This is a genomic window from Pseudomonas sp. YL2, assembly GCF_023063025.1.
In the GTDB taxonomy this organism is placed as follows: Bacteria; Pseudomonadota; Gammaproteobacteria; order Pseudomonadales; family Pseudomonadaceae; genus Aquipseudomonas; species Aquipseudomonas putida_A.
Window position 1 is genome coordinate 182759 of sequence record NZ_JAJSLU010000008.1, and the last position, 16706, is coordinate 199464.

Genomic DNA, 16706 nt, shown 5'->3' on the forward strand with positions numbered 1-16706 from the left:
TCATGGGTTCCATTTGTTGGAGAGCGCAGGCCTTACGGTTTTCAGGTCCGGCAGGTTGTCGAGGAAGTTGTCCGGGTAGTAACCGAAACTGGTCGCACCCTGACGCTTGAGCCGGCCCATCCAGTCGGCCAGTTGGGCGCCGTCGATGTCGGCCTGATCCTTTTTCGTCCAGTCGCGGGCCTGCAGTTCGAAGACTGTGCGATCCAGTGCACCAGGGCGCTGTTTGATCTTCGCCACCAGTTCTTCAAGCCACGGGCCGGATTGCGCCTGGGTCTGTTTTTCCATCAGTGGCATGGCCATCGGCGCCGTCCAGTCGTAGGTCACGAGGAAGTCGTCGAGGTTCTGCGCAAACCAGGCTTCGCTCTCAGGATTGAGCACCGGCTCGGCGAAGATGTTGCGTGCGGTCAGCACCTGCGGGCCACGAATCGCGCGGACCTTGGCGGTCAGCTCATTGGTGAAGTCGATCAGGTATTGGCTCTTGAACCGCGTCCAGCGCTGCATGGCTGCCGGATCATCGCGAAGCGCAGCAATTGACCCCGGCAAGCCATGCGCGGCATAAGCCTTCAGGGCCTCGGGGCTGGCGTCTTCGAAGTCCGAGAGCACCGCGTCGTCGTGATAGAGAATGCCGTCGACCGAGGTCAGGCGCGCCACGTCTTCGTAGATTTCACCGATGATCCGCCGTACTTGCGGATCGAATGGCGACAGGCGTTGATACTGGCCCGGATCGACCGAGGTGCTGCCGGTCTTCGGATCCCAGCGCGTAACACGCGGCAGCTTCGAATCGAGGCCGAAACTCAGCACCGGCATCCACGCGAACACTTTCACGTGCGCCCGAGTCCGCAGTTGCCAGGCAACGCGGTCAAAGATGTCGGCGCGCACCGGCAGGTGACGGTTGGGAAAGTACAGCGAGTGCACCAGTCCGTCGCCCTTCGGATCGGCGAAGGCCTGCAGGAACACGGTGTTGGCGCCCATGTCGGCCATGCGCTGGATCAGCTTGCCAAGGTTGATTTCCTGCTGCGCCGGATCCGGGTCATAAACGTTGTCGAGATCGACGTGCACCACACGCATGGCGAAATCCGACTGCACACCAACAATGCTGTTGGCGAAATGCTCGCCGTCAGGATCGGAGGCCACCAGGAAACGCGGGCTGCTCATCAGGTTGTCGAGAGCGTCGAGACCGTCGTCCAGGGTCAGGGCCATTTCGTAGCCCTGCTCGCCGACCACGGTCAGCGAAGTGCCGTCCGCCGTGCCGTACGGCCAGACCCAGATGCGCGGTTTTTTGCCGGTGACCTTGCGGATTTTTTCCGAGATGGCCACGACGTCATTGCGTATCCGGGCACGGAACTCCTCTTCGGATTCGTAGCGTTTGGTGAGCGGATCGTAGCGACGCGTCGCCGCCGCCGGCTGCAGGTTGCCCTGCGGGTTGGCAAGAACGCCTTTGTGGTTGGCGTCGGTGTGCGCGGCGATTTCCACCAGACCCGACCGCGAGATTTCCCGCACCTGATCCCAGGTCAGGAAGTCGGAGCGTGCGCGGGGTGCACCGGCAAAATCCACTGGTTGATTGAGCGGGGTGTCGATCCAGGTGCCGACCGGCGCCAGCAAGGCGTGCCAGTTGTAGGCACGCAGCACCGGCAACACGCGGGTATAAAAGCTTGAGTAACCGTCGTCGAAGCTGAGCAGGATCGCTTTGGCCGGCAGTTCCGGGCCGCCCTTGCGCGCCGCCATGATCTGGTCGACGGTGACCGGTTGGTAGCCGTTCTCGCGCAGCCAGGCCAACTGTTCGATCATGCGCTCGGTGCGCACCGCCACCACGGCCTGATCGGGGTCGCGATCTTCGACGTCGTGATAGGCGATGCCCAGCACGTGGTTTTTCGGCCAGGGTTTTTCACTGGCCGCCACCGGACGTTGCGACGGCGGCGCGAAGGCCGGGGCTTGCTGGGCGCAGGCGCTGATCAGCAGCACTCCCAGCAGAAGGATGAAACGCGTCATCAAAGGCATCTTCAAACTCTTCTAGAAGCGGAAAGTGAGGTCGACGAGCAGACGCAGATCGGTCTCCCGATCACCGTCGTAGGGCCGGTTGATCACACTGAACAAGCCGCCCACCTCGAACACGTCGTTCCAGGCATAACGCTGGCCGTAGCCGAGCATCGCCATGCCGCCGGTGCCGTGGTCACGCTGGCTGTAGGTGCCCGCACCCGCCTGGAATTGCTGGCTCCAGGATGTTTCGTAGCGGTGGTAAAGCACATGGTTGACGTTGACCGTCGGCATCACGCTGAAGTCCGACTTCGGGTTGAAGTACGGCACGTCATCGGATTTCGAGTTGTGGCTGGTGCCGACTTCCAGACCGGCATCGACCTGGACGTTCGGCGCGCTGTAGACGCCCTCGCGCCCGGTGAGCAAGGCCTCGACGCGGTTGTTGCCATCACTGAAGTGCGACGGGCTGACCGACAGGCGCCACTCGCGGCTCTCGTTGGCGCGCCAGCGGATGAACGCGTTGCCGCCGTTGGCCTTGATGTCGCTGTTGAGCGCACGCAACGGCGTCTCGGCCGACAGGTAGGCGAAGCTGCCGCCGTACTGCCAGTGGTCGTTGATGTCGCGGGCAATCGCGATCCGCGCGCCCTGTTTGGCGCCATAACCGTAATTGTGGTTGGAGACCTCGGCTTCCAGGCTCATGTCGCGGGTACGACGTTCCAGGCCAACACGCTGAAAGCGGTCGGTGCCGGTGCCTTCGGCGAAGTCGCCGGTGGCATAACCGGCGCCGACGAACACCCGCCAGTCCTCATCGATCGGCGGGCTGTACAGGGTGCTCTGGATGCCGAAATCGCGGCTGCCACTGACCGCGCCCGCACCACCGCTGCCGCCGCCCCCATTGGCTTTGCCGCCGTAGGCTTCGACACGCAGTTCGGACATGTCGTGCACTTCACGCTCGCGGGCCGCGCGTTGCACCTGACGGTTATCCGGGAAACGCTCGACCACGTCATCGGTCAGCGCATCCATCTGACGCCATTCCTGCAGGCTCATCGCGGTGCGCGCCTGAGCCAGTTCCAGGCCCATGTCGCGGGGGGCCATGCTCTCGGTTTCCTTGAGCTGGTTTTCGGCGCGGCGTGGCCACTGTCGGGCCAGATACAGATCGGCCTGGGCCAGACGCAATCCGAGGTTGCCCGGGGCCTGATCGACCAGTGTCTGCAGGCGTTCCTCGCCATGCGGCAGGTCAGAGCCGTAGGTGCCGGCCTGCGCCGCCAGTTGCTGCGCGTCCATCCATTCATCGTTGGGGTTGCCGATCGGCAGGCCCTTGAGTTCGACGCGCGGCTTCTGGGTCTTGGCCAGATCCTCGGCGACTTTGCGCGCTTCATCGGCGCGGTCACTTTCCAGCAGCGAGTAGTACAACGCAGTGGTGTCTTCGAGACGATCACCGACATCGGCGTCCGGCGCCGACAGCACCTGGCGATACAGGTCAGTGGAGACTTCCGGCTGGCGCTGATCCAGATACGACGCCGCCACCCAGCGCAAGGCGTAGGTCGGAATCTTCACGCCTTCGCCTTGCAGCTTCTGATATTCATTGATCACGTCGGCGGTGCGCGCCCGGGCCTTCAGTGCGCCCATGCGGTCGATGCGCCAGCGAATCACGTCATCGTGGGCGCTGGCGTCCGGAGTCCAGGTGGCGAGCAGCTTGTCGTAATCGGCCAAGGCGCGGTCGGCGATCACATAGCGTTCTTTTTCGCTGCGGGTGGCGAGTTCGGCCAGACGCACGCGTTCGGCAGCCAGATCACCTTCGAGGCGGCGCAAGGTGACCGGGTCGATCAGCCCCGGACGTTGGTTGGCCAGGCGCAGCGCCGGTTCCGGCAGCCGCGCCTTTTGCAGGGCGACCACGTATTCACGGGCGACTTCCGGCTTGCTGCCGGCACGCATGAACGCCTGATCGTATTCGAACAGCGCGTCGTACTGCTTGCCGGCGCGGGTCAGGGCATAGCCCAGTGCGAGACGGCGTGAGGGATCGTCGGGTTTGGCGGCAACCAGAGCCTTGGCGCGGGTCACGGCTTCGTCGGGTTTACCCGAGTCAGCCTGAGTCAGCGCCAGCCCCAGTTGCAGGTCAGCGTTGTCCGGCTCCAGCGCCAGCGCCTTGTTGTAAACCTGGGTCGCCTGCTCCCAACGCTTGAGGTTGCGATAGGCGCGTGCGGTGGCGGTCAGTGCCTGCACCGGCAGCACCCGGTCACGGCCCTGGGTCTCATAGACCTGCACCACCTCGGCATCGAGGCCGGCCCAACTGGCGATTTGCAGGTGATCGCTGATCTGGCCGGTGGTCGATTGCCCCGGTGGCACCTGGCGCAGCACGTTCAGCGCAGGCGTGGTCTGCCCGGCACGGGCATCACGCACCATCTGATCATAGGGCGTATCGGCAAACGCCAGTGCCGGCCAGAGCAACTGGCTGCACAGCGCAACGCGAAACAACGGGCGTAAACCACGATGTAAAACAGGAACATCAATACGCGGCATTCGTCAGCATCCTTACATGGCCAGCCGGGTCGCAATGCCCCCCTTGCCCATTCGTAACGGAGACCGAGTCAAAAGAGACCCAGCCAAGCTTAGTCAGGCAGTCTTGCATGCAAGCGTAGTCGAATATCCAGAACGCAATAATTGTTCAGAATCGCGGTGCCGGCTCAGACGAAAACCCGCACACCAGACAGCAAAACGCCCGGCGTCTGTGGATCAGAGGCCGGGCGTTGTTATTTAGAACGCAGGATTACTGCACTTGCGTGACGCCAGCGAACTTGCTCATCAGGAAGCCGACGAACTGCTCGACGGTCATCTTCTGGCCGTTGAACTCCACCTGATTGGCGGCGTAATGCAGCTTGGTCACGACGTTGGTGCCATCGACGGTCGCCAACTGCGAACCGACGGCCATGCCGGAGAACATGTCGGCACCGGCGCTGGCCTGGTCGACGATGGCTTTGGCATCAGTCTGACCGTCGAGCTGCGCTTGCACGCTAAGCAGATCGATCAGCATCGGCTTGGACACCTGAATGTTCAGGTCCAGCAGCGCGACCAACTGTTTACCCAGTTGATCCGGCGGCAGATCCATCGACTGTGGCTTGGTCAGATCAATCACCAGGCTGGCGCGGCTTTCACCGTTGGCGGTTTTCAGCGACAGGTTTTCCAGCGCGATCTGTGGACTGGCGGCCAGCAGTTTCTGCAGGTCAGCCTTGACCTGTGCCGACTCGGCTTCGGTCAGGTTCAGTTCCGGTGCCGGCAGGCCGGCTTCGGCAGCGGCCGCCGCTTCCTTCTCGTACGGCTGCAACTTGGTCTGGTAGATCTGCATCAGCGACATCGTCGACGGGATGTCGAGGTTCTTCAGGCTCATGGCCATGTTGGCCGAACCGATTTTCTTGTCGTTGAGGGTGACTTCACCCACCTTGTAATCAGCGCGGCCCGAGGCATTGCTGCCGCTCTCTTCGGTGAGGTTCTTCATTTCGAAGTTCTTCACGCCGAGTACCGACTGCTTGGGACCGAAAGTGGTTTTGCTGTTGGTCAGCTCCAGGGTGTTTTCCCCGGTGTAGTAGCCGTAGCTGCTCTTGGTAAGGTTGCTGGCCAGGGTCAGACCGTTGAGTTCGACCTGCACCGGCGCCTGATCCTGCGACACGGTGACCAGTTTCAGGTTATCCATGTAGCCGTCAGCCTTGACCTTCTGCGCCTGGGCACTGGCGGAGATGTTCATGGTCAGGCCGGAGAATTTCAGGCTCGACTGCTCGTCCAGCGCGGTTTCCAGCGGCAGCAACTCCAAGCTGCTGGTGGCGGATTCGTCGTAGCCGATGTTGGTCACACCTTTAAGCGGCGCGGCGCCCTTGGTGGCGGCAAACCATTTTTCGGTGGCCGGGCTCTTTTCCAGCTCGTAATTGCTGGTGGCCATGACCGGCAGCCACTTCAGCGACACCAGGCGCGAGAACGGCAGCGGGCCGTGCTCGATGTGGTCGACGAACAGCAACTCGACCGGCTGGTCGCCGAACATCTCGCCCTCGCCCTTGAGGCGGTAGTGCGCGGTGCTGGTGAAGGTGTGACGCTCCAGCGACACCAGCTCCAGCGACGCGGTGCCATTGGAGCCGGCCATCGCGGTCTGCAGCTCTTTGTTGGCGTTGCTGACGGCGTTGTTCAGTACGCCTTCAATCTTGGTCCCGGTGTACCAGGCCCCGCCGGCGCTGATCGCACCGATGGCAACAACAATCCCGAGAAGCACGCCTGCTGATTTATTCATGAATGACCTGATCAATGTCCGTGGCTGTAAGTGTGGTCGTCTTCCCTGAACCCGTGACCGGGTCGCGGCTCGACTCCGCTGAAATTAGCGGTGGAGATTAGCACTGGCAGCGCGAGGCGGCCCAATGTTTAAAGGTTAAAGAGTGTCTATGGGGAGTGTGGACAGCTGACAGGCGGGGAGAGTTGCAGTGTTTTTGAGGACGCTATCGCGAGCAGGCTCACTCCTACAATTGAAATGCGTTCCCCTGTAGGAGTGAGCCTGCTCGCGATAGGGCCACTGAATTCCCAGAAGATCAGGAATACTGAACCTCGATCTCATCGAGTTGATGATCAAAGCTCTTCAACCGCGCCGTCCAGGTATACACCAGCACTTCAAAATCCCGATCGATCACCGCCCCGCCCGGCCCGTCAGCGCGCGGGTCGCAGAAATCCAGCTGATAGCGCTCACGGGCCATGGCCGTGGCGACATCCGACAGTTCGCGGGCATTGTTGAGCCAGTGCCAGCCTTCATCGGCAATCTGCTTGTCGAGTTCCAGGCACTGTTTTTTCAAGGCTTCGAGGCTTTTTTCCAGCGGCGTGCCGGTGAGTTCGCCCATGACTTCGGCGAAGGTACGTCCCGGTTGCCAGTAACTGCCCCAGAAGTAGCGGTCGAACACGGTTTCGACCCGACGCAGGGCGACTTTGGTGTCCCAGATCAGCACCAGGGTCTTGCCTTGTTCGAGTTGGCGTTTCTTGACCCGCTGCACCTGGACCGAGGCCCAGGCCACGACGACGATGGCCATCACTGCAATCAGCGCGACGGCGCTGTCGAGGAAAACCATGGCCTTGTCGATCTGGTGGGCCAGCATGATGCCGTAGAAATAGGTGGCCGATAGCAGCACCAGCGCTACCAGGGCGCACCAGAAGCCGAGAGCGTAAGGGTTTTTCATTATTGGTTTCCCCTAGACCAGCGCTAGCAATGTGCGCTGAAAGGGTGCGTTGCACGTGGCACCCTTTCAACACTTCAAAGCATAGCAACGGGTTCAGGGTTTGCTGGCGCTTGAGGCTTGCGTTCGTCCGCTTTCCCAACCGCCACCGAGGGCGAGGAACAAATCGATCTGGCTCATGGCGACCTGGGTGTTGGCGGCGGCCAGTTGCGCAGTGACATCGGTGTAGGTGCGGGTCGCCTGCAGATCGGCGAGGAACGACTCGCGCCCGGCCTGGAAGAAGCGGTGGGTCTGGTCCGCCGCCAGTTTCGCCGACTGCTCGGCATCGGCCAGGGCGTCGCGGCGTTGCAGCAGCGCGCTGTACTGGGCCAGGCCGGTCTGGGTTTCGCGGATGGCGTTGAGCACCACGCCGTCGAAATGCGCCAGTGCGCCCTGGGCCGATGCTTCGGCTTCACGGATGCGCGCGCGGGCGCCGTTGGTCGGCACTGTCCAGCTCAACGACGGGCCGAAGCCCCAGCGGTTGGTCGACGGATCGCCCAAGTCGTCAAGAAGACCGACGGTGCCGATGGTCGCGCCGATGCTGATGTCCGGATACAGCTCGCCCGTGGCGACGCCGATGCCCGCTGTCGAGGCCGCCAAGCGACGTTCCGCCTGACGGATATCGGGACGACGCTTGAGCAGCGCCGCACCGTCGCCCACCGGCACCAGTTGGGCAATTTTCGGCAGTTCGGCACAAGTGGCGGTACCGGCCGGCAATTGCTCGACCGGTTTGGCCAGCAGCATCGACAGGCGGAACAACCCGGCCTGACGCGCTGCCTCATAGCGCGGCAGGTCGGCGCGCAACGACTTGAATTGGGTTTGCGAACGGGTGACCTGGGTCTCATCACCACGCCCGGCATCGCGCAGGCGCTGGATCAGCGTGGTGCTCTGCGATTGCAGGTCGAGGGAATGCTGGGCAATTTCCCGCTCTTCGTTGGCCGCGCACACCTGGGTGTAGGCGCGAACCACGTCGGCCACCAAAGTGATGCGTGCGGTGTCAGCCGCTGCTTGAGTCGCATCGGCGTTAGCCTTCGCGCCTTCGATACCGCGTTGCAGGGTGCCCCATAGATCGAACTGATAAGACGCACTGATGCCAATATCGCCGACGTTGTCGACCGGGACTTTTTCCGGCAGCAAGAACGCCTGACCGGATTCCTGCAAACGCTGCGCGCCCATCTTCACGCCTGCGCTCCAGCCACCCGCCGCTTCGGCCTCATCGACTTGCGCGCGAGCCCGTTGAAGGTTCGCCGCCGCCACGCGCAAATCGGTGTTGGACGCCATGGCCTGCTGCACCAGTTGATCCAGACGTGGATCCTTATAAAGCCGCCACCAATCCGCCGGCACCGGCGCCGACACCACCGGTTTGCCCTCCACCGCCAGTTCGCCCTGAAAGTCCTTGCGCTGCACCGCGGCGTCAGCGGGCAGCTGATAGTCCGGCCCGACCATCTGACACGCCGAGAGCATCATGCCCAACCCGGCGATCATCAGGACCCTGTTCATTGCGCGGGCTCCTGCGTTCTGTCGTCGATGATCGACACGGTCGCGGTACGCCCGGCGATCATGCGGAAGTCTTCCGGCACCTCGTCAAAGGCGATACGCACCGGAATCCGCTGCGCCAGCCGCACCCAGCTGAACGCCGGGTTGACGTTCGGCAGCAGGTTGTTGCCGCTGGTGCGGTCGCGGTCTTCGATACCGGCGACGATGCTTTCGACATGCCCGCGCAGCCTGGCCTTGTCGCCGATCACGCGGATATCCACCGACTGCCCGACATGAATGCCGTCGAGTTTGGTTTCTTCGAAATAACCGTCGATGTGGAACGAGTTGCTGTCGACCACCGACAACACCGGACGTCCGGCGTTGACGAATTCCTGCACACGCGGCGCGCGGTCGTTGACGTAGCCGTCCACCGGGCTGCGGATCACCGAACGATCCAGGTTGAGCTGGGCGCTGTCCACCGTCACCAGCGCTTCGGCCAGCGCCGATTGCGCCCGGGCGACTTTCGACTGGCTTTCTTCCAGTTGTTCGGCCGGCACCAGGTTGCCCAGGCCACGGTTACGCTTGGCTTCGCGCTGGGCTTGAGCCAGGGTTTCCTCGCGATCGGCGACCGCCGCTTTAGCCTGACGCAGGGCCAGTTTGAAGCGGTCCTGATCGATGCTGAACAACACCTGACCACGTTTGATCAACTGGTTGTCCTTGACCTCGACCTGCTGGATCAACCCGGACACGTCCGGGGCGATCTGGATGATGTCGGCACGGATGTGGCCGTCGCGGGTCCACGGCGCAAACATGTAATACATCACCATGCGCCAGACGAGGACGACGGCAAAAGTCACGATCAGCAGGGTCAGGACCACGCGACCGATGGTCAGAAACGGTTTTTTCATGTCATCAGGTATCGACTGAGTGAGTCCACGCCGTACAGCAGCACGGCGTAGAGCGCCACGTTGAACAATGCCCGGTGCCAGACCAGACGGTAAAAGTGCACACGCGTCAGCACGCCATGCACCAGCAAAAACAACACATAGGTGATGCCCATCAGCACCAGCAGGGTCGGCAGGAAAATCCCGCTGATATCCAGATCACCGATCATAGGGGCGCTCCATCGGGCAGCGGTTCTTCGGCATCGCTGGTGCTGACGAATTCCACGCCGGGCAGCAGCGCCAGGCGCAAACCGCTCAAGGCATGCAACAGGTTTAGCCGGGTTTCTTCGTCGCCGTGGCCTTTGAGCGCGCGGCGCGCGCGGTCCATCGTCATCAGCAACGGACTCGGCGCCGGCAAGCGTTCGCCGGCCTTCAGACACGCGCGGAAATACTCGCCGACCTCAGCCACCACTTGCTGCAGCAGGGCCTTCGGCGCGCCGCTGACCCGTGGCGTGTAGGCCAGCAGATCGAGCAGGTTCAGGCCGACGCGCACTTCACGCATGGCAATCCCGGTGTCCTGGCCGGTCATGGCCAGACGCGGCAAGTGCTGCATCAGACGATCGAGCAACTGCACGCCCAGATGCCGATGTTCGGCCAGATTGGCCGGCTCGGTCATGCGCACGATGTCTTTCCAGCTGAAGCGGGTCAGACGTTTGGCGGCCAGCTCGACGCCGAACGGGCGGGCGATCAGGGTCCAGATAAACGCGAACAGCAGGCCCAGAGGGCCGGCCAGGTTGGAGTTCACGAAGGCGAAGAAGTCCGCGTCGTAAGCGCCCTGAATGCTGATGAACGACGAGGTGTTGACCAACGTCAGGAGCATGCCGAGGAAGAAGCGTGGCTGCACCGTCAGGGTGCCGACACAGATGAACGGAACCGCAAACGCCAGTACCAGCATCGGGAAATCGTGCAGGTTCGGCAGAATCAGAAACAGGTAAAGGCTGGCGAACAGCACCGACATCCCGGTCCAGAAAAAGAACCGGTAGATCTGCGGTGCCGGGTCGTCCATCGAGGCGAAGAAACTGCACGCTACCGCCGCCAGAATCACCGCGCTGCCACCGTCCGGCCAGCCGAGCAGAATCCACAGCACCGAAGCGACGATGATCGCCAGAACGGTCGAGGCCACCGAATACAGCATCATCCCGCGATCGAGAAACGGCGTCAGCCGCCCGAGGCGCCAGTGCCGGTACACCGCGCGCCAGCTGTCCTGGCGCTCGCAGAGAATCGCGTCCTGCAAACTGCGGCAGTCCTGCCACAGATCGATGAATTCGCCGAGGCGATAAATCGCGTTGGAGAACAGCAATTGCTTGCGATCTTCCAGCGCCTCGCAGCTTGGCTGCAGGGCCTGGAGTTGATCCTTGAGCGCCTGCCAACGCGCCAGATCGGCGTCGTTATGGCCGAGCCATTGCTGGGTCGCGGTCAGCAGCGGGGCAAACTTTTCCACCAGTTCCGGTGTGCGTCGCTCAAGGGCATAGAGCGAGTCTTCCAGCGCGTCGATCACCGGCAACAGGTGGATCATCCGCCCGCGCAGCTCCTTGGTGTTGCGCACGGTTTGCGGTCGAGCGCCTTCGTGGGGCAACTGGCCGATCATCAATTCGAGGCTGTTGAAATTGGCGACCATGGCCATGCGCAGCGTGGCGATCTGTTCAGGCTGCACGTCGCGGCTGAGAAACTTCAGGCTGTAGGTGGTGGCGTCGGCGAACCACTTGCCCACTGCGTCGTTGAACACCGGCGCCAGACGCCGCGGCCAGAACATCGCGCCGACCACCGCCGCCACGGCGATGCCGAGAAAAATCTCTTCGGTGCGCGCCTCCGCCACGTCCCACACCGCCAGCGGATTATCCACCGTCGGCAAGGCAATCAGCGGCAAGGTGTAGCCGGCCAGCATCAGTGCGTAACTATTGGCGGTACGCAGGTGCAGCGACAGGAACAGCAAAATCCCCGTCCACAAGGCAATCACCACCACCAGCACATAGGGACTCTGCACGAACATCGGCACGAACAGCACTGCCGCCGCCGCGCCGAGAAAGGTGCCGATGGCGCGGTACAGCGCCTTGGAACTGGTCGGGCCGAGAAACGGGCTGGAAACGATGTACACCGTGGCCATCGCCCAGTACGGACGCGGCATTTGCATGAGCAGGGCGATGTACAGCGCGATCATCGACGCTGCAAAGGTACGGACCCCGTAGAACCAGTCCCGGGCAGGCGGGATGCCAGAGAAAAAACCGTTCAAGAATTGATCACCACAGGCGGATTGGCCGCCTCAAAAGCTCGCAGTACCCGAAGCGTAGCCTCCAGATCACTCTGGTCGATGCCTTCGAGCACTTCATGACGCAGACGTACCAGCTCGCTTTCCACCGCTTGCACCAGCTCACGGCCGGTGTCGGTCAGGCTCAGGCACTTGGCCCGGCGATCCTGTGCATCTTCGGTGCGGCAGACGTAGCCGGCGTGGCACAACTGATCGAGCAGACGCACCAGCGACGGACTCTCCATCCCGGCCGCCTGCGCCACCTGCACCTGACGCACACCCTCGCCCAACCGCCCGATCATCAACAACGGCACGGCGCAGGCTTCGGAGATTCCATAGTTGACCAGCGTGGTCTGGCAGATCTTCCGCCAATGCCTGGCGGCCACCACCATGGCACTGCTGATGTTCATCTGGAGATTGTCGAGGGAATCGGGCACGGGAAAATGCACACTGTTAGTTTGCTAACTATCAATATCGCATTGGCGGGGAATTTCAGTCAAGTTTTGAAACAAATCTTCTCGGCAGAGAATTTCTATAGTTCATCCAGCTCGATGGCTACCCCTACTTCGTTCCTGCGCGAATATGTGATTGACACCAAATCGAAATCATCCAGCTTATTCAGGATCGCTTCATAAATTTCTGGCGAAATCAGCACAGCCACTGTTGTGTCGTGCTTCCGAAACTCGACAGGCCCGTTGGAGATGCTTTCGATCACTGCCTCAATACAGTCCCCAAGCGCGTCAACATCAATTGTTCTGACTGGCAAAAATGATTGCATCGACGGCTCCGGATTGTTGAATTGGCAAGCTACTCCAACATCGATAGGGATCCTGCGGACATTCTGTAATAAGGTTTTACTTCAGTCCTACAAAACCCGCCCCTTGCGCAACAACACATTCAACTGATCCACCACCTCCGCCCAATCCGCATCATCAAGAATCTCATCCCGCAAAAAATCCGCTTGGCTCTTGCTCCAGAAAAACGCGTCCGCCAGGTGCAGCTCGGGTTTGAGTGGTGAGTGGGTGGCGATGAATTGGTCGATGCTGGTCGGGTCGTTGTCCAGTCCCAGTTGTTTGAACAGGGACGGCAGGCTGTGGGTGGGCTGGTCCATGGAGGACTCCTTCAAGAATGCGGTGGGTGGGAGATTATTCGCGAGCAGGCTCGCTCCCACAGGGGGAACGCGTTCAACCTGTGGGAGCGGGCTTGCTCGCGAAGGCGTCCGCGAAAGCGCTACAGAACCTAATGACTCAACTCCCGCACCTCGGCATGCGGCACCATTTTCAGAAATTCGGGCATGCTCATGTGCAGCAGGTAATTGTGGTTGCCGGCTTCCAGGTAGATGTCTTTCTGCCGGGTCAACAGCGGGTCGATGACCATGTCCAGGCCGTAGGAATCACCGAGCGGCGGCACCGCACCGCGTTCGCAGTCATCGAAGATATGCGCCAGGTTGCTCTCCCGGGTGATCTGCCATTCGCCGCGAATGCGCACTTTACTCAAGTCCAGATGCCGACTGGCCGGCAGCACGGCCATCAGGTAATGCCCGTGGTGGTCATCGAGAATGACCGATTTGGCCACGCGTTCGGCGGGCACCCCGGAAACCCGTGCGGTTTCCAGACTGCTGGCCGAGTGGCGGTGGGCCACGATGTCATATTCGCAATGCGCCCGACTCAGGCTGCTCTGCACTTTTTTTGCCATACGCATGCTGCACCTCGGTGTCCCGCTGAACGTTATGCCTGTTCTGCTGAGTCTAGTTCGGCCAGTTGCTGATGAAGGGAAATCCGCTCATTGGACACATCCACTTATTGATCAAAATTCATCCGGCGCCAGGCTCAACTAGACTTAAGGAAACACCCATGACTCTCCCGGAGGGTCACGTGAACAGCCGATGTTGCACGTTTTTCCTGATACTGCTGGCCAGCGGCTCAGCCCTCGCGGCTGACATCCCGCTGACGGCGGTCAATCCGCTCGGCCTGTGGCTGATCACCCTCGGCGTTGCCTTTCTGATCGCCGAAGCCGCGCTGCCCAACTACGGGGTGATCGGCCTCGGCGGGATCATCATGTTCGTCATCGGCGCGCTGATTCTGGGCAACGCCGAGTTGCCGGTGCCGATGATCATCGGCCTCGGCCTGCTCAGCGCCCTGCTGCTGATCGCATTGATCGTCCGCGCCTTGAAAACCCGCCCGCGCCACGCCGTCAGCGGCGATGCCGGGCTGGTCGGCAGCGTGACGGCGGTGACCACCGTGCAAGCGCAAAACGCCCACAACGGCTGGGTGCAATTGCAGGGTGAACACTGGCAAGTGCAGAGCACGACACCGCTGCACGCCGGGCAATCGGTGCGCGTGGTCGGGCGTAAAGGCTTACTGCTGAAAGTCGCCGCGACTGACGCGGTGCGACACGGAGAGTGATCATGGGTCTGCAAATCGGTTTCGTTGCACTGCTGCTGTTGGTGATCGCCCTCGCCGGGTCGACCTTCCGCATCCTGCGTGAGTACGAGCGCGGCGTGGTGTTCCAGCTCGGACGGTTCTGGCAGGTCAAGGGCCCGGGGCTGATCCTGCTGATTCCGGTGGTGCAGCAAATGGTCCGGGTCGACCTGCGCACCGTGGTCCTCGACGTGCCGCCGCAGGACGTGATCACCCGCGACAACGTCTCGGTGAAGGTCAACGCGGTGCTGTACTTCCGCGTGCTCGACCCGCAGAAGGCGATCATTCAGGTCGAAGACTTTCTCTCGGCCACCAGCCAACTGGCGCAGACCACCCTGCGCGCGGTGCTCGGCAAACATGAGCTGGATGAACTGCTGGCCGAACGCGAGCAGTTGAACATCGACATCCAGCAGGTGCTCGACGCCCAGACCGACGCCTGGGGCATCAAGGTCGCCAACGTCGAGATCAAGCACGTCGACCTCAATGAATCGATGGTGCGTGCGATTGCCAAACAGGCCGAAGCCGAACGCGAACGCCGGGCCAAGGTGATCCACGCCGAAGGCGAACTGCAGGCCTCGGAAAAACTCATGCAAGCCGCCGAAATGCTCGGCCGCCAGCCCGGCGCCATGCAGTTACGCTACATGCAGACCTTGAGTTCGATTGCGGGTGACAAGAGTTCGACGATTGTTTTTCCCCTGCCCATCGAATTGCTCAAGGGGATGGCGGATCTGTCGGGCAAATCCTGAGTCTGCGATCACCCGCCCGGTTTATCGGCGCTCGGCTCCCTCACGTACAAACGTGCAAATGCGCCGCCTGCATGGACATCGCTCTGCCGCTGCCAGCCTTCAGGCAACGCCGCAAACTCATCGGGTTCATCCAGCGTGCCGATCAACCACATCCGCGTGCTGCCCTTGGACACGTCGCCAAGCTGATCGAGGAAAACCTCCTCGCCGACCAAAGTGCCAAATCCGTAGGCATTGGGACGCGTGGAACGCCCATCCGCCGCTGGTGGCGTATACAGACGGATCTGCGCGTCAGTGCGGTTGTAGTAGATGTAGCTGAGGTACCACATCATGTCGCTGGTGACGATCCGGTCACCCTCGGTGAAGTGTCGATTGACGTAGTCGACCAGCACGCTGAACTGATCATTGCTGTCGACCGTGGCGTTGTTCTTCACACCCACCAGTTCGACCCCGACGAACAGCACCAGAATCGCCAGCGCCAGAACGCGAGAACCTGTGTACAGCCGATCGACCGCCAGCGCCACCAGCATCGGCAACCCCAACGCATAGGCCGTCAAATACCGCTCGATGAACACCGGCGAGATGAACGACACGCCAAACACCAGCAGAATCGGCATCACGCTGTAGCACAGCAACAACAAGCTGCCGCGAAATACGCTGCGATCACGATGCAGGGCAACAGCAATCACGGCTATCAGCGCCAATGGCAAAAGCAAAAACAGCCACCCCGGCAAGGTCATGCCGTCGTCCTGGATCAGCAACGACCAGACCATCGACGGCAATGAGCTGAGGGTCACCGGATCTTCCCAGCCAATGTCATTGCTGGCCTTGAGTTCCGGGATGTGCTGCAGCAGATCAAGCAGGTTTGGCACCCACGGCATGTACAGCAACGCGATGCTCAAGTTGGCCAGCCACCAGGCCGGACGCTGGATATGTCGCAGCCGATACCCCGGCTGCACGCGCACCGCTGTCAGATACAGCCAGTGGCTGATCACGCACAGAACGGTGAAGTAGTGGGTGTAGAACGCTGCCGTCATCAGCAGCGCATAGACCACCAGATAGCGATGCCGACGCGGCTGGCGCACCCAGTAGACCAGCGCGATCGTCGCGCCGATCAGCCACATGCCGAGCAGCGAATACATGCGCACTTCCTGGCTGTAGCGCACGGCCGTGGGCAACAACGCCAGCAACAGCCCGGCCAGCAACGCAGCGCGACGGGTGGCGAGCAGATCCACCAGCCACACACCGAGACCGACGGTAATGATCCCCGGCAGCGCACTCATCAAGCGAATGGACAGGATGCCGTCACCGAACAGCCCGATCCAGCCGTGCAGCAGCAGGAAATACAGCGGTGGGTGCACGTCGTGGGCCGCTAGCCCCCAGATCTCGGCCAGTGGAAACTGGCTCAGCAGGACGCTGGAGCCTTCGTCGAACCAGATCGCCGCCGCCGTCAGGTCGAAAAAACGCACCGCCGCCGCGAGCAGCATGATCGGTAACAGCCAGTGCTCTCTGGCCCAGCGAAGCAGACGCAAGGCCACCAGCCATGCACCCGGGACCGCGCGCGGATCCTGCGTGTCGCCAACCGGCGTTTCTCTGTGTGCCGCCATTGCATCCTCTTGCTGTGCCGGAATATCGCGAACGGATGGAGCCGAACCTGCCCGTCACTT

15 protein-coding genes are annotated in these 16706 nt (G+C 61.8%); 2 read left to right on the top strand and 13 right to left on the bottom strand.

Annotated elements, in window-relative coordinates; all coding sequences use genetic code 11:
• From pgaB to LVD08_RS14270, 12 genes are all read right to left on the bottom strand, one after another.
• Entirely contained in the window at positions 1 to 1998 is a 1998-nt protein-coding gene (gene pgaB / locus LVD08_RS14215) for a poly-beta-1,6-N-acetyl-D-glucosamine N-deacetylase PgaB (protein ID WP_247268449.1), read from the bottom strand.
• 12 nt (positions 1999 to 2010) lie between these two features.
• On the bottom strand, positions 2011 to 4494 hold the full coding sequence (pgaA, locus tag LVD08_RS14220) for a poly-beta-1,6 N-acetyl-D-glucosamine export porin PgaA (RefSeq protein ID WP_247268450.1): 2484 nt from the start codon (positions 4492 to 4494) through the stop codon (positions 2011 to 2013).
• Positions 4495 to 4741: 247 nt separating this feature from the next.
• The gene (locus LVD08_RS14225; RefSeq protein WP_247268451.1) at positions 4742 to 6247 is read right to left on the bottom strand and encodes a YdgA family protein; all 1506 of its coding nucleotides are present in this window, start codon (positions 6245 to 6247) and stop codon (positions 4742 to 4744) included.
• Positions 6248 to 6539: 292 nt separating this feature from the next.
• Positions 6540 to 7175 (bottom strand): NADH:ubiquinone oxidoreductase subunit N, encoded by a 636-nt coding sequence (locus LVD08_RS14230; protein ID WP_247268452.1) that lies wholly within the window; start codon positions 7173 to 7175, stop codon positions 6540 to 6542.
• A gap of 93 nt (positions 7176 to 7268) precedes the next feature.
• Positions 7269 to 8711, bottom strand: a complete 1443-nt coding sequence (locus LVD08_RS14235) for an efflux transporter outer membrane subunit (protein ID WP_247268453.1) — start codon at positions 8709 to 8711, stop codon at positions 7269 to 7271.
• Positions 8708 to 9595 carry an efflux RND transporter periplasmic adaptor subunit gene (locus LVD08_RS14240; protein ID WP_247268454.1) on the bottom strand — a complete coding sequence of 296 codons (888 nt, stop codon included), beginning with the start codon at positions 9593 to 9595 and terminating at the stop codon, positions 8708 to 8710. The genes LVD08_RS14235 and LVD08_RS14240 overlap by 4 nt, the downstream gene beginning before the upstream one ends.
• On the bottom strand, positions 9592 to 9801 hold the full coding sequence (locus LVD08_RS14245; protein ID WP_047601052.1) for a DUF1656 domain-containing protein: 210 nt from the start codon (positions 9799 to 9801) through the stop codon (positions 9592 to 9594). Before LVD08_RS14245 ends, LVD08_RS14240 begins: the two co-directional genes overlap by 4 nt.
• Entirely contained in the window at positions 9798 to 11861 is a 2064-nt protein-coding gene (locus tag LVD08_RS14250; protein WP_247268455.1) for an FUSC family protein, read from the bottom strand. Before LVD08_RS14250 ends, LVD08_RS14245 begins: the two co-directional genes overlap by 4 nt.
• On the bottom strand, positions 11858 to 12286 hold the full coding sequence (locus LVD08_RS14255; protein ID WP_047290742.1) for a MarR family winged helix-turn-helix transcriptional regulator: 429 nt from the start codon (positions 12284 to 12286) through the stop codon (positions 11858 to 11860). Before LVD08_RS14255 ends, LVD08_RS14250 begins: the two co-directional genes overlap by 4 nt.
• A gap of 122 nt (positions 12287 to 12408) precedes the next feature.
• The gene (locus tag LVD08_RS14260; RefSeq protein ID WP_041070983.1) at positions 12409 to 12654 is read right to left on the bottom strand and encodes a hypothetical protein; all 246 of its coding nucleotides are present in this window, start codon (positions 12652 to 12654) and stop codon (positions 12409 to 12411) included.
• 87 nt (positions 12655 to 12741) lie between these two features.
• Positions 12742 to 12987, bottom strand: a complete 246-nt coding sequence (locus LVD08_RS14265) for a DUF2789 domain-containing protein (protein ID WP_247268456.1) — start codon at positions 12985 to 12987, stop codon at positions 12742 to 12744.
• Between the two features lie 128 nt (positions 12988 to 13115).
• The gene (locus LVD08_RS14270) at positions 13116 to 13577 is read right to left on the bottom strand and encodes an aminoacyl-tRNA deacylase (protein WP_247268457.1); all 462 of its coding nucleotides are present in this window, start codon (positions 13575 to 13577) and stop codon (positions 13116 to 13118) included.
• Between the two features lie 152 nt (positions 13578 to 13729).
• Here LVD08_RS14270 and LVD08_RS14275 point away from each other — a divergent pair, with 152 nt between their 5' ends.
• Entirely contained in the window at positions 13730 to 14281 is a 552-nt protein-coding gene (locus tag LVD08_RS14275; protein WP_247268458.1) for an NfeD family protein, read from the top strand.
• A gap of 2 nt (positions 14282 to 14283) precedes the next feature.
• Positions 14284 to 15042 (top strand): slipin family protein, encoded by a 759-nt coding sequence (locus LVD08_RS14280; protein ID WP_003220464.1) that lies wholly within the window; start codon positions 14284 to 14286, stop codon positions 15040 to 15042.
• An 8-nt stretch (positions 15043 to 15050) separates the two neighbouring features.
• Here LVD08_RS14280 and LVD08_RS14285 read toward each other — a convergent pair whose 3' ends face one another.
• On the bottom strand, positions 15051 to 16646 hold the full coding sequence (locus tag LVD08_RS14285; protein WP_247268459.1) for a glycosyltransferase family 39 protein: 1596 nt from the start codon (positions 16644 to 16646) through the stop codon (positions 15051 to 15053).
• Positions 16647 to 16706 lie beyond the last annotated feature (60 nt).